This window comes from Streptomyces thermovulgaris (assembly GCF_002155915.1).
Taxonomy (GTDB): domain Bacteria; phylum Actinomycetota; class Actinomycetes; order Streptomycetales; family Streptomycetaceae; genus Streptomyces; species Streptomyces thermovulgaris.
Genome location: NZ_MUME01000021.1, coordinates 16,014 through 40,670, shown reverse-complemented (window position 1 = coordinate 40,670; position 24,657 = coordinate 16,014). Strand labels below are relative to the sequence as shown.

14 protein-coding genes and 1 riboswitch are annotated in these 24,657 nt (G+C 70.3%); of the genes, 11 read left to right on the top strand and 3 right to left on the bottom strand.

Features of this window, described 5'->3' with window-relative positions; all coding sequences use genetic code 11:
• Window positions 1-62 precede the first annotated feature (62 nt).
• Window positions 63-3,095 carry an FG-GAP-like repeat-containing protein gene (locus CCN35_RS02930; RefSeq protein ID WP_086791419.1) on the bottom strand — a complete coding sequence of 1,011 codons (3,033 nt, stop codon included), beginning with the start codon at window positions 3,093-3,095 and terminating at the stop codon, window positions 63-65.
• Between the two features lie 369 nt (window positions 3,096-3,464).
• Between CCN35_RS02930 and CCN35_RS02925 the strand changes: the two genes are divergently transcribed.
• The 9 genes from CCN35_RS02925 to CCN35_RS02885 all read left to right on the top strand — a co-directional run bounded on the left by CCN35_RS02925 (window position 3,465) and on the right by CCN35_RS02885 (window position 18,189).
• On the top strand, window positions 3,465-9,767 hold the full coding sequence (locus tag CCN35_RS02925) for an RHS repeat domain-containing protein (RefSeq protein ID WP_245862990.1): 6,303 nt from the start codon (window positions 3,465-3,467) through the stop codon (window positions 9,765-9,767).
• A gap of 144 nt (window positions 9,768-9,911) precedes the next feature.
• Entirely contained in the window at window positions 9,912-10,298 is a 387-nt protein-coding gene (locus CCN35_RS02920; protein ID WP_067396826.1) for a hypothetical protein, read from the top strand.
• 528 nt (window positions 10,299-10,826) lie between these two features.
• The gene (locus CCN35_RS02915) at window positions 10,827-12,137 is read left to right on the top strand and encodes a cytochrome P450 family protein (RefSeq protein ID WP_086791417.1); all 1,311 of its coding nucleotides are present in this window, start codon (window positions 10,827-10,829) and stop codon (window positions 12,135-12,137) included.
• Window positions 12,138-12,402: 265 nt separating this feature from the next.
• Window positions 12,403-13,266: a transglycosylase family protein gene (locus CCN35_RS29915; protein WP_281254787.1), complete on the top strand. Its 864-nt coding sequence runs from the start codon at window positions 12,403-12,405 to the stop codon at window positions 13,264-13,266.
• Window positions 13,267-13,523: 257 nt separating this feature from the next.
• Window positions 13,524-13,706: riboswitch (cyclic di-AMP (ydaO/yuaA leader) on the top strand.
• Window positions 13,707-13,710: 4 nt separating this feature from the next.
• On the top strand, window positions 13,711-14,430 hold the full coding sequence (locus tag CCN35_RS02905) for a transglycosylase family protein (protein ID WP_067396822.1): 720 nt from the start codon (window positions 13,711-13,713) through the stop codon (window positions 14,428-14,430).
• Between the two features lie 245 nt (window positions 14,431-14,675).
• Window positions 14,676-15,962 (top strand): phosphopyruvate hydratase, encoded by a 1,287-nt coding sequence (gene eno / locus CCN35_RS02900; RefSeq protein WP_086791429.1) that lies wholly within the window; start codon window positions 14,676-14,678, stop codon window positions 15,960-15,962.
• A gap of 151 nt (window positions 15,963-16,113) precedes the next feature.
• Window positions 16,114-16,590, top strand: coding sequence for an FtsB family cell division protein (locus CCN35_RS02895; RefSeq protein ID WP_067396856.1), 477 nt, complete (start codon window positions 16,114-16,116; stop codon window positions 16,588-16,590).
• Between the two features lie 25 nt (window positions 16,591-16,615).
• Complete coding sequence (locus tag CCN35_RS02890; protein ID WP_245862989.1) at window positions 16,616-17,239, top strand: DUF501 domain-containing protein; 624 nt, start codon at window positions 16,616-16,618, stop codon at window positions 17,237-17,239.
• Window positions 17,236-18,189, top strand: a complete 954-nt coding sequence (locus CCN35_RS02885) for a Ppx/GppA phosphatase family protein (protein ID WP_067396818.1) — start codon at window positions 17,236-17,238, stop codon at window positions 18,187-18,189. The genes CCN35_RS02890 and CCN35_RS02885 overlap by 4 nt, the downstream gene beginning before the upstream one ends.
• A gap of 53 nt (window positions 18,190-18,242) precedes the next feature.
• Here the strand turns inward: CCN35_RS02885 and CCN35_RS02880 are convergent, their stop codons facing one another.
• Window positions 18,243-18,500 carry a type II toxin-antitoxin system Phd/YefM family antitoxin gene (locus CCN35_RS02880; protein WP_236560650.1) on the bottom strand — a complete coding sequence of 86 codons (258 nt, stop codon included), beginning with the start codon at window positions 18,498-18,500 and terminating at the stop codon, window positions 18,243-18,245.
• A 584-nt stretch (window positions 18,501-19,084) separates the two neighbouring features.
• Here CCN35_RS02880 and CCN35_RS02875 point away from each other — a divergent pair.
• Both CCN35_RS02875 and CCN35_RS02870 read left to right on the top strand, forming a co-directional pair.
• Window positions 19,085-20,485 (top strand): NAD(P)/FAD-dependent oxidoreductase, encoded by a 1,401-nt coding sequence (locus CCN35_RS02875; protein WP_067396815.1) that lies wholly within the window; start codon window positions 19,085-19,087, stop codon window positions 20,483-20,485.
• A gap of 190 nt (window positions 20,486-20,675) precedes the next feature.
• Window positions 20,676-21,977, top strand: a complete 1,302-nt coding sequence (locus tag CCN35_RS02870) for an SAM-dependent methyltransferase (protein WP_086791415.1) — start codon at window positions 20,676-20,678, stop codon at window positions 21,975-21,977.
• A 123-nt stretch (window positions 21,978-22,100) separates the two neighbouring features.
• On the opposite strand, the gene CCN35_RS02865 is transcribed toward CCN35_RS02870, so the two are convergent.
• Window positions 22,101-24,629, bottom strand: a complete 2,529-nt coding sequence (locus tag CCN35_RS02865) for an ABC transporter permease (RefSeq protein ID WP_086791412.1) — start codon at window positions 24,627-24,629, stop codon at window positions 22,101-22,103.
• Between the last annotated feature and the right edge of the window lie 28 nt (window positions 24,630-24,657).

The following is a 24,657-nucleotide window of genomic DNA, read 5'->3' as shown; positions in this document are numbered from 1 at the left end:
ACGGCTGTGCGCCCCGGAGCCACGGCTCCGGGGCGCACGCCGTCGGGGAGCGGACCGGTCGGTCAGGTCAGGGACCGGAAGCCGGACAGGCCCGAGCCGACGACATTGCCGCCGCCCTTGATCTGCGGGTAGAAGAGCAGGTTCCCGGAGGCGTCGGTGGCCCAGACGGACGGCTGGCCGTCGCCCTGGACGTCCGGCACCGAGGTGACCAGCGGCCGGTTGGTCAGGGTCCAGGAGGTGCCGATCTGGACGGGGTCGGCGCCGAGGCCCTCGCCGTTCGGACCCGTGCTGTTGTAGCGGTACAGGACACCGGTGGACGTGTCGCGGGCGATCAGGTCGACGCGGCCGTCACCGGTGGCGTCGCCCGGAGCGAAGAGCTCCAGCCCCGACCAGCCCTCGTCGCCGATCAGCACGGGGGGCTGCTCCACGTACTCGTCGAGGTAGCCGGACGGCGAACCGAAGTACAGCCACAGCTGGTCGCCCTTCCTGACGAGCAGGTCGGGGTGGCCGGGGCGGTCGTTCGGGCCGATCGTGCCGTCGCCGTCGAGGTCGAGCGGACCGTCGACGTCACCGATGGCGAGGATCTGGTCCGCGCCCTGCCAGTGGTCGTTCTCCGGCCCCCAGACGTTCAGCTCCCGCACGTTGGCCTGGTCGATCCCGCCGGTGCCGTCGTTGGCGTGGACCCACAGACGGTCGCGCTGCTCGGTCGCGTCGTGCTTGAGCACGATCAGGTCCTCGAAGCCGTCGTCGGTCCAGTCGCCGCGCCGTGTGGTCTTCGTGTCCGTGTACTGCCCGTTCGCCGAGGCCGCCTGGGACGCCTTGACGGCCGTGCCGGTGCCGTCGCCGAAGTACCGCTGCAGGGTGCCGGTGCCGTCGACCGCCCACAGGTCGGGGTGGCCGTCGCCGTTGAGGTCGCCCGGCTTGTCGGGAGCGGCGGCGCCGTTGACGTAGAAGAGGTAGGCCATCAGGTCGGACTTGTTCTGTGCGCGGTCGACACTGCGCACGTACAGGTAGTGCGCGCCCGCCTTGGTCGGGGTGAGCTCGATGGTCACGGTGCCGTTGAGCGTCGCCGGTGTGGCGGTGCGCACGGTCGTGTCCTGGGTGGACCAGTACTCGTAGGCGGCCACGTCGGTGGCGCCGCCGGGCGTGACGACGAACTGCCCCGTGGTGCGCACCGGGCTGGTGTTCACCGGCCAGCCGTCGTCACCGCTCGGGAACTGCACGGAGCTCACGGTGGGCGGAGTGCTCGGGCGCTCCGGGTCGAAGACGAAGCGGCAGCCGGGCGCGCCCTGGGGCGGCGTCCAGTCCGAGGAGAGGGAGCCGTCGCTCGCCTGGGCCTTCCACGAGAAGTTGCCGTCGGCCGTCTGGAGGTGGGGGAGCAGTGTGCTCTTGGCCACCTTGAGCTTGGCGACCGAGCCCGAGGTGACCGACACGGTCTGGTTGACGATCAGGACCCCGTTGGGATCGTCGTTGGGGTGGTGGCCGGTCGCCCACAGGTGGAACTTGACGTTGACCGTGCCCCCGTCGGGGTCGCTGGCCTTGGCGGTCAGGTAGATGTCGGTGTCACCGATGTAGCCGTACGGGGCGGTGTCGCCGCAGCCCGCGCTGTTCCTGGTGCTGGGGATGGTGTCGAGCGCGGACGGTGCGGCCGGCGGGGTGTTGTACTCGGTGGAGATGACCGCCGTGGAGGCGTCGAACTTCTTCCAGCCGTAGGTGTCGCTCTCGTTCGCCTTCAGGCCGAGGGTGATGGTGTTCCACTTGTTCGCCGAGGCCTTGGTGGCCGCGTCGAGCGTGGAGAACTCCAGGTTCCCGGCCGGGCAGGAGGACGACCAGCCCTTGGAGTCGGTGACGGTCGCCTGCGCCGTGCTCCACGACGGCTGCTTGTTCCAGGTCGTGGAGGAGCTGATGGAGCCGGTGAGGTACAGGGTGACCGGCTTCTTGGTGCACGACCAGGAGTGCGTGTTCTTGATCCGGAACGTGGACCTGACGATCTTCTTGCCGTGCAGGTTCCGGGAGTCCATCGTGAAGAAGGACCGCCAGGTGGTGCCGGTCTGCGACTCGTAGCCGACCCGCGCGACGTTGTCGGACTTGTTCCAGTACGAGGTGGTCGGGTAGTTCTTCGAGACGGCGGCCCAGTTGTTGCGGCCCCCGGAGACGTACGGGTCGATGTGCACCGGGTACACCGTGTCGGGCGAGGTGAGCAGATCCTCGTCCGGGGTGAGCTTCAGGGCGCCGTCCTCGACCTTGGCCGGCAGCGCGGCCTGCTTGGCGCCGATGGCCGGGTCGAAGCTGTTCGCCGCGTCGGCCTTCGCACCCTGGGTCTTCTGCGGGGCGGCGAGTGCCTCGCCGGCCGAGCGCAGCGTGCTCGGCGCGGCCCCGTCGGGGACGCCGGAGCTGTCCCACATGAGCGGGGTGGGGGCCGTGAAGACCTCCTGGCCCGCCGGGTTGACGGCGGTCAGGTTGCCGGCCTCGTCGGTACGGGCCCGCACGCCGTCGGTCCTCAGGCTGTAGCTGAGCCTTTTGAGCTGGGGGTGGGCGGCGGCCTCGCGGGACTTGACGACCAGGACCTGCTGGAAGCCCGTGACGCTCGCGCGCAGTTTGAGGTCGACGCCGGGCAGCACCTCGGGGTAGGTGGCGGTGTCGCCGTCCAGGACCGGCTCGGGAAGCGTGCCCGGCCAGTCCAGCGACATGCTGCGGCCGTCCCGGGTGATGGTGACCATGGGGGCGTCGGCGGGGGCGCCGCCGCCGGAGAACTCGATGCCGACGGCGCTCGCCCGGGGACGCACGACACCGTCCTTGCCCTTGACCAGGGTCGGGTCGGCCGTGACCAGCCGCCCGTTTTGGCGGACGCGGATCGGGACGACGTGAGTCTCCTGGGTGAAGGTGCCCTCGGGATTGGCGAATGTGGTGGAGTACTCGGTGCGTTCCGAGACCACTTCCACTCGCCGTCCGGTGTCGGCGGCCTGTTTCAAGGCGCGCTCGGCCGGTGTCTGTTCCGCCTGCGGAATAATTCCTTCCGCGGCTGTCGACGATGTGACGGGCAGGACGGCGCCCGCCAGACCGGCAACGATCGCGCATGCGAAAAGCCGGCTCATCTCCCCCGGTCTACGGCCGCGTGAAGGCGGTTGCTTTCTCAAAATTCTCCCCTCCCGAAGCCTCTACCTGATGCTCTGACCTGCAGTCAGGCAGAGGCATGACGACGCGACTTGATGCCGCGTCGGGCGGATCAGAAAACGGCACAAGGGTAAACGCTCATACGGACAGAACGCCCTTCGCCTCCACCTGATTACATGTCAGAAACTTTTCTCGACTGTTGATCACGATTGCGCGATAGGTCCTTTTATGGGCGTTTCGTGCTCCGTAAAGCGCCGGTAATATGCCCCCGTTTTATTGAACGCAGACAGGGGGAGGAAGTGTTCAATCCCTTGCGCGTCGCGATGGGGAAGCGGCGCAAAAAACCGCCCATGACACAGCGGCGGTGGATACGGGCGACGGCCGTCACCGGAGCGGCCGTCATGCTCGGCGGAATCCTGGGAACCGACATCGCGGCGGCGGCCGGGAAGCTGTCGCTGCCCCGGCTCGACGAGGTCAAGCCGGTCCCGGTCTCCGAGGTGAAGACCAAGAAGGCGGGGGGCCGTGACGACGCGGCCCGGGACGCCCGCAGGGGCGCCCCGAAGGTGACCTGGCCCCAGGCCGCCACCGCCGAGGCCGAACTGCCCGAACGGCGGGGGGCGACCCGGAGGGCGGGCAAACTGCCGGTCCTCGTCGGTCTTCCGGAAAGCAACGGAAAGGCCAAGGCGGCCAAGGACACCGCGCCGCCCGAGAGCGCCGAGATACGGGTCCTCGACCGCGCGACCACCAAGAAGCTCGGCGTCGAGGGCGTCGTCCTCGCGGTGCGCGGCACCGGAGGCGGCGAGGACGGCCGGGTCCGCGTCACCCTCGACTACTCCGGCTTCGAGCACGCCTACGGCGCCGGCTGGGCCTCCCGGCTCTCCTTCGTCCGGCTGCCGGCCTGCGCGCTGGAGAAACCGGACGACCCCAAGTGCGCCCGGACCGAGCCGCTGGCCACCGACAACGACACGGACAGCCGGACCCTGACCGCCGACGTCCCCGTGGACGCCACAGCCGAACCGTCCGGCGACGCGGCGGGGAACGGCCCGAAGACCATGCTCGCCTCCGCCGCCGAGGGCGTCACCCTGCTCGCCGCGACGGCCGCTCCGTCCGGCGCCGGCGGCGACTACAAGGCCACCCCCCTCAGTCCCTCGGGCCGCTGGACGGCCGGCACCTCGTCCGGCGGCTTCACCTGGGCCTACGGGATCCAGACCCCCGAGACGCCCGGCGGGCTCGAGCCGGAGCTGTCCCTCTCCTACAACTCCCAGTCCCTGGACGGCCGTACCGCCGCCACCAACAACCAGGCCAACTGGGTGGGCGACGGCTGGTCGCTGACCGAGAACTACATCGAGCGCCGTTACATCTCCTGCAACGACGACAAGACCGGCGGCAACAACACCGCCAACAACGGCGAACTGTGCTGGCACAGCGACAACGCCACGATGTCCCTCGAGGGCCAGTCCCACGAGCTGGTCAGGGACGACGCCACCGGCACCTGGAAGCTCAAGGACGACGACGGCACCCGGATCGAGCGGCTGAAGGACACCGCCCGGGGCAACGGTGACAACGACGGCGAGTACTGGCGGATCACCACCACCGACGGCACCCAGTACTACTTCGGCTACAACCGGCTGCCCGGCTGGACGTCCGGCAAGCCGGAGACCGACTCCACCTGGACCGTGCCGGTCTACGGCAACCAGTCCGGCGAGCCCTGCCACAAGACCGCCTTCGCGGACTCCTGGTGCAAGCAGGCCTGGCGCTGGAACCTCGACTACGTCGTCGACCCCAACGGCAACGCCACCGCCTACTACTACGCGTCCGAGACCAACCGCTACGCGCGCAACGCCAATGCCGCCACCGGCCTGGGCACCGTGACCGCGTACGAGCGCGGCGGTCACCCGCTGCGCATCGAGTACGGTCTGCGCGCCGACAACGTCTACGACACCGACGCGGCGATGGCGAAGGTGGAGTTCACCGTCGCCGAGCGCTGCCTGCCGGACGACTCCTTCGACTGCGCGCCGTCGAAGATGACCGCGGCCAACGCCAAGCGCTGGCCCGACGTGCCGGTGGACCAGTACTGCCGCGAGGGCGAGGACTGCAAGGGGAAGATCGCCCCGACGTTCTGGACCACCAAGCGGCTGACGAAGATCACCACCAAGGTGCTGGCCGGCGGCACCTACGCGCCGGTGGACAGCTGGGAGCTGCGTCACGAGCTTCCCGACCCGGGCGACGGCTCCACTCCCACGCTGTGGCTGGCGGGGATCACGCGTGCCGGTCACACGGCCGGCTCCTCGCAGAAGCTGCCCGAGGTCACCTTCCTCGGCCAGCAGCTCGCCAACCGCGTGGACACCACCGGTGACGGCATCCCGCCGATCGTGCGCTACCGCGTCCGCCAGGTGAACACCGAGACCGGCTCCGCCATCAACGTCACCTACTCGGAGCCCGAGTGCACCCCGGGCAACCTGCCGGCGGAGGCCACCAACACCAAGCGCTGCTACCCGGTGTACTGGTCGTCGGCCGACTCCCCGGCCGCCGACTACAAGCCGGTCAAGGACTGGTTCCACAAGTACGTCGTCACCCGCGTCCTGGAGGACGACCTCGTCGGCGGCTCCCCGGCCCAGCAGACCGACTACACCTATGTGGGCGGCGCGGCCTGGGCCAAGAGCGAGGACGAGCTCACCAAGCCCGAGCACCGCACCTACAGCGACTTCCGCGGCTACGGCGAGGTCCGCACCCAGGTCGGCAACGGCACCGACGGTCCCAAGCTGGACACGCGCACCCGCTACTTCCGCGGCATCGAGGGCGCGAAGGTCGCCGACTTCGAGGGCAACGAGGTCGACGACCACCCGGCCTTCGCCGGCATGGAGCGCGCCGAGGCCGAGTACGACGACGGCGAGCTCATCAGCGAGGAGACCACCACCCCCTGGCGCAAGGGCCCCACGGCCAGCCGCGCCCGCCCCGGCCTGTCCGCGCTCACCGCGTACATGACCGACGTGGCGGTGGAGACCACCCGCAGCCCGCTCAAGGGCGGAGGCTGGCAGCGGACCAAGTCGGAGCGGACCTTCGACGAGTACGGCATGCTCGCCTCGGAGACCGATCACGGCGACACCGCCAAGACCGGCGACGAGACGTGCACCACGATGACGTACGCCCGCAACACCGGGGCCAACATCCTGGAGCTGGAGGCGTCGGAGAAGACCACGGCCGGTACCTGCGCGGACCCCGGTGAGCTGATCTCCGAGGAGCGCACGTACTACGACGGCTCCACCACGCTGGGCGCGGCGCCCACCCGGGGCAACGCGACGCGTCAGGACGAGAACGACGACAAGGGCACGGGGTTCATCACCGTCGCCACCACGTCGTACGACGCCTACGGGCGGCCGGTGAAGGTGACCGACGCGCAGAACCGCGCCATGACCACCGAGTACACCCCGGCCACCGGGATGCCGACCAGGATGGTCGTCACCAACCCGCTCGGGCACACGCTCACCACCGAGCTCGACGCCGAGCGCGGTGTGCCGGTCGCCGAGATCGACGCCAACGGCAAGCGCACGGACATCGCCTACGACGCTCTCGGCCGGGTGACCAAGGTGTGGGAGCCGGGCCGCAGCAAGAGCCGGTACCCCGACTCCCCGAGCGCCGCGTACGAGTACCGCATCTCCCGTACCGAGGCGCCCGCGATCACCACGCGGGAGCTGCGCGGCGACGGCTCGACGGAGACCAGCTACACGCTCTACGACGGTCTGCTGCGCGAGCGCCAGGTCCAGATGCCCGCGCTCGGCAAGTCCGGCCGGGTGCTCACCGAGACGCTCTACGACTCGCGCGGTCTGGAGTGGAAGATCTACGACCACTACTACGCCACCGGTGACCCGGAGCCCACCCTCGTGGCGGGCGACGACACCAAGGCGCCGGCAGCCGTCCGGATCGAGTACGACGGGGCGGGCCGCCAGACCAAGACGATCGCCCTGAAGTACGGCACCGAGACCCGCCGGGTCACCACGGTGTACGACGGCAACCACACCACCGTCATCCCGCCGAAGGGCGGCACGGCGCGGACCACGGTCACCGACGCGCTGAACCGTCCGATCGAGGAGATCGAGTACACCAACGAGGCCCGGACCGCCTCGCAGTCGACGAAGTACGCGTACAACGCCCGGGGCCTGCTGGAGCGCGTCACCGACCCGGCCGGCACCGTGCGGACCTTCGCCTACGACGCGCGCGGCCGGGAGATCCGCTCCGACGACCCGGACCAGGGCCGTACCACCTACACGTACGACGTCATGGACCGCAAGGTGTCCGCCACCAACGCCCGGGGCGTGACCCTGACGACGGTCTACGACGCGCTGGGCCGCACGACCGCCGTGAAGGAGGGGTCCGAGCTCCGGTCCGAGTGGGTGTACGACACGGTCGCCAAGGGTGAGATCACCGAGGCCCGCCGGTATGTGAACGGGCAGGCCTACACGCACAGGATCACCGGCTACACGGACGACTACCAGCCCACCGGCGTACAGGTCACCATCCCCTCCGCGGAGGGTGCCCTGGCCGGCACGTACACCTGGGAGTTCGACTACAACGACAAGACGGGGCTGCTGACCGGGATCGAGCAGCCCGCCCTCGGCGACCTGCCCGCGGAGCGCGTGGTCACCCGCTACGACGCGGACGACCAGGCCCAGGGCCTGACCGCGGGCGGCCGGATCCTGGTCAACTCGACCACGTACGACCCCTTCGGGCGGCCGTTGCGCACCGAGTACAACGACCAGCTCCGCCGCATCTACCGCAGCTGGTCCTACGACGAGCACACCGGTGAGCTGCTGCGGGTCACCACCGACCGGACGATGGCGCCCCAGCGGGTCGACGACACGCACTACACCTACGACCTGGCCGGCAACGTCAAGCGCATCAAGACGACCACCGGTCAGGGCGAGGAGCAGCAGACCGACACGCAGTGCTTCGTCACCGACGCGCTGCAGCGTCTGACCGAGGCGTGGACCGCGACCGACGACTGCGCGGAGGGCCCGTCCCGGTCGACCGTCGGCGGTCCGCGGCCCTACTGGATGTCGTACACCTACGACGCCCTGGGCAACCGCATCAAGGAGGTCCACCACGACACGAACGGCGACCCCGCCAAGGACACCGTGCGCACCTACGCCTACGGCGGGCAGGGTGAGGGCAAGGGCGGCCCGAACGCCCTGACCTCGGTCGAGACGACCAGGGACGGGAAGACGGAGACCGACACCTTCACCTACGACGAGACGGGCAACACCGTCACGCGCAAGACGGGCAGCCGCGACCAGACCCTGGTCTGGGACGCGGAGAACCAGCTCGCCAAGGTGGAGGAGCCGGGCAAGGCCACCACCGAGTACATCTACGACACCAACGGCGAGCGCCTGCTGCGCAAGGACGGCGAGGGCACCACGCTCTACCTGCCCGGCGGCAACGAGCTGCTGCTCCAGCCGAACGGCAAGAAGACGGGAGTCCGCTACTACGAATTCGACGGGGAGACCGTCGCGGTACGTACGGGCGACGACCTGGAGTTCCTCTTCGGCGACCACCACGGCACGGGCACGACGGCGATCGACGCGACGACCCAGGAGGTCGTCCACCGCTGGCTCGACCCGTTCGGTGTCGAGCGGGGAGCGCACTCCAGCCCCTGGCCGGTGGACCGGGGCTTCGTCGGCGGCATCATGGACGGCACGGGCCTGACCCAGCTGGGCGCACGTGCCTACGACCCGGCGCTGGGGCGGTTCATCAGTGTGGACCCGCTGGTCGACTACACCGAGGCCCAGCGGATCAACCCCTACGCCTACGCCAACAACAACCCGGTCACCTTCTCCGACCCGGACGGCCTCTTCTTCGGCAAGATCAAGAACGCCATCAAGAAGACCGTCAAGAAGGTCGTCAAGACGGTCAAGAAGGTCGTCAAGAAGGCCGTCAAGAAGGTCAAGAAGGTCGTCAAGAAGGTCAAGAAGGTCGTCAAGAGGGCCGTCAAGAAGGTCAAAAAGGCCGTCAAGAAGGTGGCGCGGGCGGTCAAGAAGGTCGTCAAGCGGGCCGTACGGGCGGTGAAGAAATTCGCCAAGAAGACCTACAAGGCCGTCAAGCGCACCTATGCCAAGGTCAAGGCCAAGGTGAAAACCGTGGCCAAGAAGGCCGTCTCGGTCGCCAAGAAGGTGGGGAGGACCATAGCGGACGGTGCCAAGAAAGCCTGGAAGGCGGCCACCAGTGAGCGGTTCGCGGAGATCCTGGGGCACGTCAGCACCGTCACCGGAACGCTCGCGGGCGTTGCGGCGATGATCCCCGGTGGCCAGGGAATCGCCGCCGGTCTCGCCGCCGTCTCCGCCGGCACGGGCCTCGCGTCCGCCGGGGTCTACGCCCTCAACGGCCAGTACGACAAGGCGGGCACCCAGCTCGCCGGCACCACGATGGCCATCATGCTGACCGGCGCCGGTTCCGCGGCCAACCTGATCAGGGGCAGCGGAGCCGTGGCGCGGGGATTCCGCGCGGCGGTCGGCGACGGCTCGAACTGGGTCGGTGTCTGGCTCGTCCGCAATGGGACGAACGCGGTGGAGCGGGGAATCGGACGCGGTTCCATCGCTCTGAAGACCGCGGCTGCCAATGTGGGCGGCTGGATCGGCCTGGGGCAGGAAGTCTCCAAGTGATCACCTGCTGATCAGCGTCGGCGAAGCCGCCGAGGCGGGGTGCCCGGAGAACTCCGGGCACCCCGCCCATGCATCCTGGGAGGGGCCGCGGCCCCTTTCCGCATTCGGTTCACCCATCGCATCACACAGTCGAGGACTCGCACGATGTCTCACGCGTCCAGCGCGGTCGCCCTTGTGGCCTTCGTCGTCGGCATGGCCGTCTTCGCGCTCGTCTACTGCGCGGTCACCGTCAACTGGCGGCAGCGGAAACCCTTGTTGTGGATACTCGTCCCGCTCGCCGGCGGCATCGGCATCGGGCTGTTCAAGGGCGAGTCGCTCGACATGATCCTGTTCAGCCTCGGCGGCGGCATGGCCCTGCTCAGCCTGATGCTTCTCTTCCCGTGGGGGCGGCGCAAGGAGCTCAACCGGAGGAAGGCGGCCGGCGAGAAGATCGACTCCAAGGAGTACGAGCCCCCGTCCTGGGTCGTGTGGGTCCTGCTGATCGGCATCGTGACCTGGGGCCTTCTGTCCTTCTCCCTGTTCGGTGGCTGAGCACGGCCGGATTCCCCGGGACGGCGTGATCATGGACAAGGGGCTTCTGGAGCTGCGCGGGCGGCGCAGGCGCGCGGAGCGGTTTCCCGGCGGGGCGCGGCGTTCGTTCAGGGGGTGGAGGTGACCGGGGATTCCGAGGAACGGCGGGACAGGGAAAGCCTTTCTGTGCGTGTCACCTGCAGATGACTGCCGTTTCTGCCGAATGGCGACCGGGTGCCGGCCGGCTACATGCTGCACCGCTGGGGCATGGCTCAGTTCGGCATCGGGCCCATCGGTCTGGTGAACGGAGTTCTGGCCGCACGGGCAGGAGACTGGTGGTTCGCCGTCCCCTGTTTCGCGGTGGGCGTCCACGCCTCTGTTCTCAGTGCGCTGATGGCCAAGGGGATGTGGACCCTGCGAAAGCGGCGTCGCGCCCGTCGGACACGGCCGGGCGGGCCCGCGGACAGTCACAAGGGGCGGTGACCCGCGGCGCTCTCGGTCCGGTCCCCTCGAAGGCGGGTGTCCGCAGGGGCCGGATACCGTCGAAGGGTGACCGACCAGCCTCGACCCTCCAGCACCACCCCCGAAGCCCCCGAGCTCTTCACCTGGGAGTTCGCCAGCGACCCCTACCCCGCCTACGCCTGGCTGCGCGAGCACGCGCCCGTGCGCTGGACGCGGCTGCCCAGCGGGGTCGAGGCCTGGCTGGTCACACGGTACGCCGACGCCCGGCAGGCCCTCGCCGACAACCGTCTCTCCAAGAATCCGGCGCATCACGACGAGCCCGCCCACGCCAAGGGCAAGACCGGCATCCCCGGCGAGCGCAAGGCCGAGCTGATGACGCACCTGCTCAACATCGACCCGCCGGACCACACCCGTCTGCGCCGGCTGGTGAGCAAGGCGTTCACCCCGCGCCGTGTCGCCGAGTTCGCCCCCCGGGTGCAGGAGCTGGCCGACGGCCTCATCGACGCCTTCGCCGGCCGCGGCACCGCCGACCTCATCCACGAGTTCGCCTTCCCCCTGCCCATCTACGCCATCTGCGACATGCTCGGCGTCCCGCGCGAGGACCAGGACGACTTCCGCGACTGGGCGGGCATGATGATCCGGCACGGAAAGGGGCCCCGCGGGGGAGTGGCCCGCTCGGTGCAGAAGATGCGCGGCTATCTCGCCGACCTCATCCACCGCAAGCGCCAGGCGCTGCCGCCCGAGCCCACCCCCGGCGAGGACCTCATCTCCGGTCTCATCCGCGCCTCCGACCACGGCGAGCACCTCACCGAGAAGGAGGCCGCCGCCATGGCCTTCATCCTTCTCTTCGCCGGCTTCGAGACCACCGTCAACCTCATCGGCAACGGCACCTACGCCCTGCTCACCCACCCCGAGCAGCGCGACCGGCTGCAGGCCTCCCTCGTCCGGCAGGAGACGGACCTGCTGGAGACGGCGGTGGAGGAACTCCTGCGCTACGACGGTCCCGTGGAGATGGCCACCTGGCGCTTTGCCACCCGGCCGCTCACCATCGGCGGGCAGGAGATCGCCCCCGGCGACCCGGTCCTCGTCGTCCTCGCCGCCGCCGACCGGGACCCGGAGCGCTTCACCGACCCCGACGTCCTCGACCTCGGCCGACGTGACAATCAACACCTCGGGTACGGGCACGGCATCCACTACTGCCTCGGCGCCCCGCTCGCCCGCCTGGAGGGCCGCACCGCCCTCGCCACTCTGTTCAGCCGCCTTCCCGATCTCCAACTCGACGCGGAACCAGGCGACTTGCGCTGGCGCGGCGGGCTCATCATGCGAGGGCTGCGGACCCTGCCCGTGCGGTTCACCCCACGCCCCCACGTCCGGACAAAGGCGGACAAGGAGTCATGATCGGGGGCTCCCCGGCCGTGCGGCCGTCTCGCGGCGCACGCGAAGATGACGCGTGCTCAACTATGTGATCTGCGCGTGATCTGCGCGGCATTGACTTGTAATGCGTGATCGGCAGCCGCTACCTTCACCCATCAACGCAGCGGCTGCTCGGTCAAGTCTGCCGCTTCGTGATCGATACTGTCGGTTGAAAGGGCTTCGCATGCTCTCCGGGAATGGTCGTCATCGTCGCCCCCGTCAGGCTCCGGCTTTCCTCGTCGCGGCCGGAGTGACCGGGTCCGCCATCGCCATCCCGCTGATGGGCGCCTCCGGCGCCAGCGCGGCGGACGGCACCACGTGGGACAAGGTGGCGGAGTGCGAGAGCGGCGGCTCCTGGAGCGCCAACAGCGGCAACGGCTACTACGGCGGGCTGCAGTTCACCCAGGAGGACTGGGAGAAGTACGGGGGTCTCGAGTACGCCCCGAGCGCCGACCAGGCCAGCCGCTCCCAGCAGATAGCCGTGGCCGAGAAGATGCTCGCCGACCGGGGCCCCGAGGCCTGGCCCACCTGCGGGCCGCTCTCCGGGCTCACCAAGAGGGCCGCCGCGGAGAACGACGGCACCGGCACGGAGGGCGGTACGCCCGGATCCTCCGCCTCGCCCGAAACGCCCGCTCCCTCCCTGTCGGACGGCCTCGGCCGGTCCACCCCCACGTACCAGCCGAGCGATTCGCCCGAGTCGCCCAGCTCGCCCGAATCCTCTGCTTCGCCCTCCGCCACTCCCGAGCCGACGGGATCGCCGAGCGCGACTCCGACGGAGCCGTCCCCTTCCTCCTCCTCGTCCGACCAGGAGAAGAAGCCGGCCGAGGCCGAGGCCTCGCCCGAGGAGAAGGTGGTCATTCCCGCACTTCCCAGCTTCCTTCCCCCCATTGCTCCCGAATGGGGCTATGCGGGCAACTCCGTCTACTTCGAGGGTGATTCGGCGCTGGTCGACACCGGTGCGCTCGACGGCGGCTCCGCCGCGCGCGGCGGCAGCGACGTGCGCACCAAGTCGGCCGACTCCTACCCCGTCCACTCCGGCGACTCCCTCGGGTCCACCGCCGGGCACTACGACCTCCAGGGCGGCTGGGGCGTGCCGTACGGCGCGAACCGGTAGACGGCCGGTGCCGGCCCGCGCGACCTCACCGTCGGTCAGATCCCGGACATCCCTGCCGAAAGCCTCTGAAAAGGGCAGGAGTTCATGCCCGCACTTTCGCCGAATGTCTCTTTCGGTGAAAGTGTGGGATGAGTCTCAAAGGCCCCGATCGTCTTTGAATTCGGCAGAACGCGTGTCTACGGTCATGACCGCTCGCCACCGCGAGCCCCGGCTGCCGCGAACGCCGAATCCTGCCGGCGGCAGCCCGGGAACGGTCGTCGCGTCAAGCGCCGCGGGCAGGAGCGGGGGACCCAAGGTAAGTGCCGCTGCGGACTGCTGACGGAGCGGCTTGGGGTGAAGCCGTGCCTGGCGCAAGCCGTGTCTTGCGCGAGGAGCACGGCCGGGCAACCCAACCGGCCCGAACCCGACAGCTCACCTCGCAGGCGTCGGTGAGGGGATCCAACCATGCTGTTCTCCGGCAAGGGCAGACACCGTCGCCCGTCCAGGCCCACCCGTGCCGTCAAGCTCGCCGGCATCACCGGCGCCGCCGTCGCCGCGCCGCTGCTGGCCTCCGGCAACGCCTCCGCCGCCACCGCCTCCGAGTGGGACGCGGTCGCCCGGTGCGAGTCCGGCGGCAACTGGTCCATCAACACCGGCAACGGCTACTACGGCGGCCTGCAGTTCGCCGCCTCCACCTGGGCCGCGTTCGGCGGCACCGCCTACGCACCGCGCGCCGACCTGGCCACCAAGGAGCAGCAGATAGCCGTCGCCGAGAAGGTCCTCGCGGTCCAGGGCAAGGGCGCCTGGCCGGTCTGCGGCAAGGTGCTCTCCCGCGCCCCCTACAACGGCGGAGCCTCCTCCGGCAACGGCTCCCAGGGCGGCGGCTCCGGCGGCTTTGCGAAGAGCGGCACCGCCAAGCGCTCGACCGAGCAGCGCTCCGACCGCTCGGCGGCGCGTCCGGCCCCGCGCAAGCAGGCCCCGCAGAAGAAGACCGTCACCGCCCCGGCCGGCAAGAAGGCCGGGAAGGGCGACGGCGAGTACGAGGTGGTCCCCGGCGACACCCTCAGCGGCATCGCCGAGCGCCACGACGTCCGGGGCGGCTGGCAGAAGCTGTACGAGCTGAACAGGGACGTCATCGACGACCCCGACCTCATCTACCCGGGCCAGCTGCTGCACCTGAAGTGACCGGCTGAGGCGACCGGCCCCGTCCCCGCGGACCCCGCCCCGGCGAGCGTTCCCCGTGCGCGCCGGGGCGGGGCCCGTTTCCGTCCCCTGTTTGTTCCGGAGGGAAACAAAGGGTACCGTCGGCCTGCCCCCGCCTGTCCAAGGGACGGTCGGTCGGCCGGTCGGCGGCCCCGGACGGATAGGCTCTAGGCGCAAGACCCACACGCCCCGCACTTCAAAGCGTCATATCCACGAAGGAGATGCTCGTGCCGTCCATCGACGTCGTCGTAGCCCGGGAAATCCTGGACTCCCGAGGCAACCCCACGGTCGAGGTCGAGGTCGGCCTCGACGACGGCAGCACGGGTCGTGCCGCCGTTCCGTCCGGCGCCTCCACCGGCGCCTTCGAGGCCATCGAGCTGCGTGACGGCGACCCCAACCGCTACCAGGGCAAGGGTGTCGAGAAGGCCGTTCTCGCCGTGATCGAGCAGATCGGCCCGGAGCTCGTCGGCTACGACGCCACCGAGCAGCGCCTGATCGACCAGGCCATGTTCGACCTGGACGCCACCGACAACAAGGGCTCGCTGGGCGCCAACGCCATCCTCGGAGTCTCCCTCGCCGTCGCGCACGCCGCCGCCGAGGCGTCCGACCTGCCGCTCTTCCGCTACCTGGGCGGCCCCAACGCGCACCTGCTGCCGGTGCCGATGATGAACATCCTGAACGGCGGCTCGCACGCCGACTCCAACGTGGACATCCAGGAGTTCATGATCGCCCCGATCGGCGCGGAGTCCTTCTCCGAGGCCCTGCGCTGGGGCGCCGAGGTCTACCACACCCTGAAGAAGGTCCTGAAGAGCAAGGGCCTGTCCACCGGCCTCGGCGACGAGGGCGGCTTCGCCCCCAACCTCGGCTCCAACCGCGAGGCCCTCGACCTCATCCTCGAGGCGATCAAGGAGGCCGGCTACACCCCCGGCGAGCAGATCGCCCTCGCCCTCGACGTCGCCGCCTCCGAGTTCCACAAGGACGGCTCCTACGTCTTCGAGGGCAAGGAGCGCTCGGTGGCCGACATGATCTCCTACTACGAGGAGCTGGTCGCCGCCTACCCGCTGGTCTCCATCGAGGACCCGCTGTTCGAGGACGACTGGGAGGGCTGGAAGACCATCACCGCCAAGCTCGGCGACAAGGTCCAGCTCGTCGGCGACGACCTGTTCGTCACCAACCCCGAGCGTCTGGCCCGCGGCATCGAGGAGGGCGCCGCCAACGCCCTGCTGGTGAAGGTCAACCAGATCGGCTCGCTCACCGAGACCCTGGACGCCGTCGAGCTGGCCCAGCGCAACGGCTACAAGTGCATGATGTCCCACCGCTCCGGCGAGACCGAGGACGTCACCATCGCCGACCTGGCCGTCGCCACCAACTGCGGCCAGATCAAGACCGGCGCCCCGGCCCGCTCCGAGCGTGTGGCCAAGTACAACCAGCTGCTGCGCATCGAGGAGATCCTGGACGACGCGGCGGTGTACGCGGGCCGCAGCGCGTTCCCCCGCTTCCGCCCCTCGAACTGACGGGCCCAGCAGGGACCGGGCCGCACCAGGGCACGGTCTGAGCCGGTCGTGAGCCAGTCGTCCGTACGTCCCCGTACCCGGTCCCGTACCGTGTGCGGGGACGTACGCACATGTGGGCGGCATGAAGGCGCATGAACGGGAGGCGGGGACGATGGCCGTCAAGGACCGGGACCGGTTCTCCACCGCGACCAGGCTCAGACTGCTCGGCGAGCAGACCGCGGCCCGCGTCTACCGTTCGCAGACCCGGCGCCAGGCCCGCCGCTCCCGGCTCACCGGCCGTGCGGCGCTGCTCGCGCTGGTGGTGTGCTCGCTGGTGGTCGCCCTGGCGTACCCGATGCGGCAGTACCTCTCCCAGCGCGCCGAGATCGCCGAGCTCGAGCGGCAGAAGCGGCAGGCCCAGCAGCGGGTGGAGGAACTGCGCGACCTCAAGGCACGCTGGCAGGACGACGCCTACGCCGAGCAGCAGATCCGGGAGCGCCTGCACTATGTCAGGCCCGGGGAGATCGGCTACGTCGTGATCGACCCGAGCCGGGCCAGGCAGTCCCGCCCCGAGCAGAGCACGGCCCGCCGCCCCTGGTACGCCAATGTCTGGGACGGCGTCGACAAGTCCGACGCCTCCGGCCAGTGACCCCACAGAGAGACGTAGACAAGGCATGCACACCCCACCGCCGCCCACCCCGCGCACCGAGCCCACCGAGGCGGACGTAGAGGCCTGCACCCAGCAGCTCGGGCGGCCGCCGCGCGGACTGCGCGCGATCGCGCACCGCTGCCCCTGCGGGCAGCCGGACGTCGTGGAGACGGCCCCGCGGCTGCCCGACGGCACGCCCTTCCCGACGCTGTACTACCTGACGTGCCCGCGCGCCGCCTCGGCCATCGGCACGCTCGAGGCCGGCGGGGTGATGAAGGAGATGACCGCGCGGCTGGCCGCCGACCCCGAGCTGGCGGCGGCGTACCGGGCGGCGCACGAGGACTACATCCGGCGCCGGGACGAGATCGAGGAGCTGCCCGGCTTCCCGAGCGCGGGCGGCATGCCGGACCGGGTCAAGTGCCTGCACGTCCTGGTCGCCCACGCGCTGGCCGCCGGACCCGGGGTGAACCCGCTCGGCGACGAGGCCCTCGCGATGCTGCCCGAGTGGTGGCGCAAGGGGCCGTGCGTGACGGTGTCCGGCGAACACGGCGAACCCGCGGAGCAGGCGGCACGCGCGAAGACCGCGGCAGGCGCGAAGACCGAGGGCCGCGAGGAAGAGCGCGGGGAAGAGAAGGAGAACGAGCAGTGACGCGGGTCGCCGCCATCGACTGCGGTACGAATTCCATCCGGTTGCTCGTGGCGGACGTGGACCCGCACACCGGCGAACTCGTCGACCTGGACCGCCGGATGACCATCGTGCGGCTCGGCCAGGGCGTGGACCGCACCGGCCGGCTCGCCCCCGAGGCGCTCGAGCGGACCTTCGCCGCCTGCCGCGAGTACGCCGGGATCATCAAGGAGCACGGCGCCGAGCGGGTGCGTTTCGTGGCCACCTCCGCCTCGCGGGACGCCGAGAACCGCCAGGAGTTCGTCGACGGGGTGATGGACCTCCTCGGTGTCGAGCCGGAGGTGATCTCCGGCGACCAGGAGGCGGAGTTCTCCTTCACGGGCGCCACGAAGGAACTGACGAGGCGCACGGATCTCGCCCGTCCCTTCCTGGTGGTGGACATCGGCGGCGGCTCGACGGAGTTCGTCGTGGGCGACGACCATGTGCGCGCGGCCCGCTCGGTGGACGTGGGCTGCGTCCGTATGACCGAGCGCCACCTGGTACGGGACGGCGTGGTCGCCGACCCGCCCACCGAGGAGCAGATCGCCGCCATGCGGGCCGACATCGAGGCCGCGCTCGACCGCGCCGAGGAGGCGGTCCCGCTGCGCGAGGCGCGCACGCTGGTGGGCCTGGCCGGCTCGGTGACGACGGTGTCGGCGATCGCCCAGAACCTGCCCGCGTACGACTCGGCGGCCATCCACCACTCCCGTGTCTCCCTCGACCGCGTCCGGGAGATCACGGAGGAGCTGCTCCGCTCCACGCACGCCGAGCGCGCGGCCATCCCGTCCCTGCACCCGGGCCGTGTCGACGTCATCGGCGCGGGCTCCCTGGTCCTGCTGGCGATCATGGAGCGCATCGGTGCGCGGGAGGTCGTCGTCAGCGAGCACGACATCCTCGACGGCATCGCCTTCCACACGGCGGCCGAGGTCCGCTGAGGGGGCCGGCCGGGCGGTGCCGCTGCACCGCCCGGTGAGGCGGCCGGCGCGCGTCACACCTTCTCGCCGTCCTGCTCGGTGAACAGGGCCGCCAGTGGTTCCGCCGTCGTCGCGGTCGGGCCCTCCCCGGCCGGTACCGCTTCGGCTTCGCGCGCGGGCATGAGGCCGGCCGCCTCCTCCAGCGCTTCGAAGCCCGCGACCGGGACCGTCGCCGCCACCGGAGTGCCGCCGCGCGCGACGACGGCCGGAGCGCCTTCCCCGGCCCCGTCGACGTGGGCGGCGGGATGCGCGCCGGCCTCCCGTGCGGTCACGGGGCGCCCGGTCGGGCGGCCGACGTACGCGTCCATGTGCGCGCACGGCCCGGAATTCAGGGACCGCGCTCACGCGTGGCCCCGGTGGCGCCCCATGGCCCTCGGCCGCGTCGCACGGCTCTCGGCCGCGTCGCACGGCCGGTGGCGCGAGCCCCTAGGCTACTGGTCAGTAGCATTTGTGTGAGCAGGTCGGATACCGTAGAGGCGGTGCTCAGAGGGGCCTGTGGGACGCCCCTGGGCACGACCCTCCGGAAAGCTTCGTGAAGTTATTCACAAGGAAGTCGGCCCGGTGCACGGGCAAAAGCGCCCCCGAGGGCCCCTCAGGAGGCCCGGTGGGCGGGAAACGGCGCTCGGAAGAGGGTCGGCGGGAGGTGCACAAGGGACCTTCGGCCCTTTCCCGTAGGACCTTCGGTCCCTGCAGAGGAGCAGCTCACGCGGTCTTGACAACGGTCCGAACCGGACGGTGACCGCCGTTCGGCGGCGGATCCTGCGCAAAACGGGGCGCGCATTATAACTCGGGCCTTGCCCAAGCTTGTGAAGGGGCGCACGAGCCCCCCATCTGGGGTGGGGGGATACTCGATGCCATGAGCACCACGGAGCGTCCCAGGATCCTCATCGTGGGCGGTGGGTACGTAGGCCTGTACGCGGCTCGGCGCATCCTGAAGAAGATGCGCTACGGCGAGGCGACCGTCACGGTCGTCGACCCCCGGTCGTACATGACCTACCAGCCCTTCCTGCCCGAAGCCGCCGCCGGCAACATCTCCCCCCGCCACGTCGTCGTCCCGCTGCGGCGTGTCCTGCCCAAGGCGGAGGTCCTCACCGGTCGGGTCACTGCCATCGACCAGGACCGCAAGGTCGCCACGGTCGCCCCGCTGGTCGGCGACTCCTACGAACTGCCCTTCGACTACCTGGTGATCGCGATGGGCGCGGTCTCCCGCACCTTCCCGATCCCCGGCCTCGCCGAGCAGGGCATCGGCATGAAGAGCATCGAGGAGGCCATCGGCCTGCGCAACCACGTCCTCGAGCAGCTCGACAAGGCCGACTCCACCCAGGACGAGGAGGTCCGCCGCAAGGCGCTCACCTTCGTCTTCATCGGTGGCGGCTTCGCCGGGGCCGAGACCATCGCCGAGGTCGAGGACATGGCCCGGGACGCGGCCAAGTACTACCGGAACGTGTCCCGCGAGGACATGCGCTTCATCCTCGTCGACGCCGCCGACAGGATCCTCCCCGAGGTCGGCCCGAAGCTCGGCCAGTACGGCAAGGAGCACCTGGAGAGCCGCGGTGTGGAGGTCTACCTCTCCACCTCCATGGAGTCCTGCGTCGACGGCCACGTGGTGCTCAAGAACGGCCTCGAGGTCGACTCCAACACGATCGTCTGGACCGCCGGCGTCAAGCCCAACCCGGCGCTGGCCGACTTCGGCCTGCCGCTCGGTCCGCGCGGCCACATCGACACCCAGCCGACCCTCCAGGTCACCGGCACCGACTACATCTGGGCCGCCGGCGACAACGCCCAGGTGCCCGACCTCGTCGGCCGTGAGGCGGGCAACGAGAACGCCTGGTGCCCGCCGAACGCCCAGCACGCGCTGCGCCAGGCCAAGGTCCTCGGCGACAACGTGATCGCCGGTATGCGCGGCTTCCCGCAGAAGCCCTACCGGCACGCCAACAAGGGCGCGGTCGCGGGCCTCGGCCTCCACAAGGGCGTGGCGATGATCGTCATGGGCAAGGCGAAGATCCGGCTCAAGGGCCGCCTCGCCTGGTACATGCACCGCATCTACCACGGCATGGCCATGCCGACCTGGAACCGCAAGATCCGCGTCTTCGCCGACTGGACCCTCGCCATGTTCCTCAAGCGCGAGGTCGTCTCCCTCGGCGCGGTGGAGAACCCCCGCGAGGGGTTCTACGAGGTCGCCAAGCCGGCGCCGGCTGCCGTGCCGACCGAGAAGAAGACCGAGGAGAAGGTCGGGGAGAAGGCCAAGGCGTCCTGACCTCCATCCGACTCTCATCCGACTCTCCATCGGTCACCGAACCGGCCGAAGGGCCCTCCGCCGTCCGTGGTGCGGAGGGCCCTTCGGGGTGTTTGCCCCGCGTGACGCCGTTGCGGGGGCTGCGCCGGGGGTGTCCCGGTGTTTACGTGGTGGGTGACATCCGGCGTTCGTCGTCACGGAGGTGTTCACCATGCCCGACGCCGCGTCACGGCTCACGAGATCCCTCGAACAGCTGGCGGGGGCTCCGCTCCCGGTGCGTGTGCGTGCCTGGGACGGTTCGGAGGCCGGGCCGCCCGGGGCACCGGTGCTCGTCGTGCGCAACCGCCGCGCCCTGCGGCGGCTGTTGTTCAAACCCGGTGAACTGGGCCTGGCCCGCGCCTGGGTGGCCGGGGACCTGACGGTCGAGGGGGATCTCTTCACCGCTCTCGACCTGCTCGCCGGCTTGATCTGGGAGCGCGGGGAGGACGCCCCCGGGCTCGCCCGGGTGCTGCGCGACCCGGAGGCACGGACCGCCGTGCGGGGACTGGTGAGGCTGGCCGGGCCCCCGCTGCCGCCCGCCCCGCCCCGCGAGGAGGTCCGCCGGCGCCGCGGCCCCGTGCACACCCGGCGCAGCGACAGACGGGCCATCAGCCACCACTACGACGTCGGCAACGACTTCTACGAACTCGTCCTCGGCCCGTCCATGGTGTACTCCTGCGCCTACTGGCCCGCCTCCGGATCCGACGCCACCCTCGAGCAGGCCCAGCAGGACAAGCTCGAACTCGTCTGCCGCAAGCTGGACCTGAAACCCGGTCGGCGTCTTCTCGACGTCGGCTGCGGCTGGGGCTCCCTGGTCCTGCACGCGGCCCGTGAGCACGGTGTGAGCGCCGTCGGTGTCACCCTGTCCCGGGAACAGGCCACCTACGCCCGCAAACGCGCCGCCGACGAAGGGCTCACCGACCGGGTGGAGATCCGTGTCCAGGACTACCGGGACGTGGACGACGGGCCGTACGACGCCATCTCCTCCATCGGCATGGCCGAACACGTCGGCGCCGCCCCCTATCTGGAGTACGCGCGGGTCCTGCACTCCCTGCTCAGGCCCGGCGGGCGGCTTCTCAACCATCAGATCGGCCGCCGCCCGCAGCGCGACGAGTCGGCGTACCGGGTGGACGAGTTCATCGACGCCTATGTCTTCCCCGACGGTGAACTCGCCCCCGTCGGCACCACCGTCACCCAGCTGGAACGCGCCGGGTTCGAGGTGCGCGACCTGGAGTCGCTCCGCGAGCACTACGCGCTCACCCTGCGCCGCTGGGTCGCCAACCTGGAGACGCACTGGGACCGCGCGGTGCAGCTCGCCGGTCCCGGCCGTGCCCGCGTCTGGAAGCTGTACATGGCGGCCTCGGCCGTCGCCTTCGAGCGCAACCGCATCGGCGTCAACCAGGTGCTGGCGGTGAGGACCCCCGAGTCCGGCGACTCGGGGATGCCGCTGCGGTCCCGTACCTGGGGCGCGTAACGGCCCGTGCAGGAGGCGTGCGGATCATCCGGCGCGGACCGCCGGGCGGACACAGGGGCGAAGGGCCCCGTTTCACGTGGAACAGGGCCCTTCGCCGTACGGGTGCGGCTACTCCCGCCTTGATTACTCCGCCTTGATCGCCTGCAGCATGTTCATACGGGCCGCGCGCCGGGCCGGCCACAGGGCGGCCAGCACACCGACCGTCGCCGCCAGCAGCAGGAAGACCGCCAGCCTCTCCCAGGGCAGGATCAGCTCGTACGTCTCGAGCTTGGTGGAGAGCAGCTCTCCGGCGGCCCAGCCGAAGAACACACCGAGCCCGACGCCGAGGACCCCGCCGAACAGGGAGATCACCAGGGACTCCAGACGGACCATCCGCTTGATGCCCCTGCGGTCCAGGCCGATCGCACGGAGCATGCCGATCTCCTGGGCGCGCTCGAAGACCGACATCGCCAGGGTGTTGATGACTCCGAGGACCGCCACGATCACCGCCATGGCGAGCAGGCCGTAGAGCATGTTCAGCATCAGGCTGAACATCTGGCCGATCTCCTGGGAGAGGCCCTTCTTGTCCTGGATCTTGATGCCCGGGTTGGAGCCGAGGGCCTTGACCAGCCTGTCCTTGGTCGCGTCGGACGGACCGTCGGCGGTCTTGACCAGGACCTGCATGTCGGTGGGGTCGGACTGGTGCGGGGAGAGGGTGGCGTTGTCCAGCATGATCCCGCGGATCATCTCGTTGCCCTCGTAGAGCCCGGCGACCGTCAGCTTCTGCTTCTTGCCGTCCTCATAGGTGACGGTGAAGCGCGAACCGGCCTTCCACCCGTACCACTTGGCGGTCTTCTCATCGACGACGACCCGGGTGCCGCCGATGGTGAAGGAGCCGTCCTTGACCTTCAGGTTCGTCAGCTTGCCGAAGGCGGCGCCGTCGACACCGGTCAGGTACTCGGTCTGGCCCTCGATGCGGGAGGGCGAGTTGCGCAGCGGGCTGGTGGCGGTGACGTCCTCGACGGTGCGCAGCTTCTTCTCGACCTCCGGGGAGAGGAAGTTGCCGTTCGCCATGAACACCACGTAGTCGGCGCGGAGCGCGGACGAGGCCATCTTGTCGATCCCGCGCTGCAGGCTGAGCGCCGTCACCGTCATGCCGGTGATCAAGGTCAGGCCGATCATCAGCGCGGCCGCGGTGGCCGCCGTACGGCGCGGGTTGCGCACCGCGTTCTGCCGGGCCAGCTTGCCGGCGACCCCGAAGGCGCGCAGGGCCGGGGCCGCGGCGGCGATCAGCGGGCGGGACAGCAGCGGCGTCAGGACGAACACACCGGTGATGAGGAGCACGGCGCCGAGCGCCATGACGGTCTGGGCGGTGTTCGTGTCCATCGTCGTGGCCGCCAGGATCGCGGTGGCACCGGCCGCCGAGAACAGGGCGCCGACGGTGTTGCGCAGCACCAGCGACTTGGTGGTGGCCTTCGCGTGCACGCTGCTCATCGCCGCCACCGGCGGGATCCTGGCGGCCCGCCGGCCGGGCAGCCATGCGGCCAGCATGGTCACCAGGACACCGACCGCCAGGGCACTGAGGACGGTGCCGGGGGCGATGACCACCGGCCCCTCCGGGATGACGGCACCCAGCGCCTTCACCAGGGACTTCAGCACCTCGGCGATACCGATGCCGGCGATCAGACCGGTCACGGCGGCCACCGCGCCCACCACGAACGCCTCGATCAGCACGGACCGGGTGATCTGCCGGCGGGAGGCGCCGACCGCGCGCAGCAGCGCCAGTTCCCTGGTGCGCTGGGCGACCAGCATGGTGAAGGTGTTGGCGATGATGAACGTACCGACGAACAGCGAGATCCCGGCGAAGACCAGCAGGCCCCGCTTCATTCCGCTCATCGAGGCCTCGATCGTCCGCGCCTCCTGCTCGGCGAGCCGCTTGCCGGTGACCGTCTCGACCCGGTCACGGGGCAGCGCCCGGTCCAGCTGCGCCTTCAGCTCCGCCTGGCTGACGCCCGCCTTCGCCTTCACGGCGATCTCGTCGTACGTGCCCGGCTTGTCGAACAGCTTCTGCGCGGTCGCCGTGTCGAACAGGGCGAGGCTGCCGCCGGCGGCGACATGACCGTCGTCGGTGGTGAAGATGCCGGTGACGGTGGGGGTGAGGACGGGGCCGTCGACGGAGATGCGGATGGTGTCGCCGACCTTGTAGCCGGCGCGGCGGGCGGTCTCGGAGTCGATGAGGACCTGGTCCTCGCCCCGCGGGGCGGTGCCGGACTTCAGCGGGTACCGGGGGTCCTTGCCGCCCCAGTAGTTGCCGCCCCGGGACGGGAAGTTCTCGCTGATCAGCTTGCCGTTCTTGTCGGCGATCGCGGTGAAGCCCTGGACGACGCCGATGGCGGAGGCGGCTCCCGGTACGCGGGCGCTGTCGTCCAGCAGGGCCCGGGTCAGTTCGGTCTCCTTGCCGAGCCGGTCGCCCTTGCTCTGCTGGTGCACGGGCCGTACGGCCACGTCGACATGGCTGTAGCCCTTGGCGGAGCCGTTCTGGTACGCCTGCGAGAGGCTGTCGGTGAAGACGAGGGTCCCGGACACGAAGGCGACGCCGAGCATCACGGCGAGCACGGTCATGAGGAGCCGGGCCTTGTGCGCGAGGACGTTGCGCAAGGCGGTGCGGAACATGGTTCTGTCTCAGTCCAGAGGTGCGTGT

What these genes read in the sequence shown, in the direction of transcription:
- CCN35_RS02905 (WP_067396822.1), top strand. Translation starts at nt 13,711, where the DNA reads ATGCTGTTCTCCGGCAAGGGCAGACACCGTCGCCCGTCCAGGCCCACC.
- CCN35_RS02930 (WP_086791419.1), bottom strand. Translation starts at nt 3,095, where the DNA reads ATGAGCCGGCTTTTCGCATGCGCGATCGTTGCCGGTCTGGCGGGCGCC.
- CCN35_RS02920 (WP_067396826.1), top strand. Translation starts at nt 9,912, where the DNA reads ATGTCTCACGCGTCCAGCGCGGTCGCCCTTGTGGCCTTCGTCGTCGGC.
- CCN35_RS02925 (WP_245862990.1), top strand. Translation starts at nt 3,465, where the DNA reads ATGACACAGCGGCGGTGGATACGGGCGACGGCCGTCACCGGAGCGGCC.
- CCN35_RS02865 (WP_086791412.1), bottom strand. Translation starts at nt 24,629, where the DNA reads ATGTTCCGCACCGCCTTGCGCAACGTCCTCGCGCACAAGGCCCGGCTC.
- CCN35_RS02870 (WP_086791415.1), top strand. Translation starts at nt 20,676, where the DNA reads ATGCCCGACGCCGCGTCACGGCTCACGAGATCCCTCGAACAGCTGGCG.
- CCN35_RS02875 (WP_067396815.1), top strand. Translation starts at nt 19,085, where the DNA reads ATGAGCACCACGGAGCGTCCCAGGATCCTCATCGTGGGCGGTGGGTAC.
- CCN35_RS02890 (WP_245862989.1), top strand. Translation starts at nt 16,616, where the DNA reads ATGCACACCCCACCGCCGCCCACCCCGCGCACCGAGCCCACCGAGGCG.
- CCN35_RS02895 (WP_067396856.1), top strand. Translation starts at nt 16,114, where the DNA reads ATGGCCGTCAAGGACCGGGACCGGTTCTCCACCGCGACCAGGCTCAGA.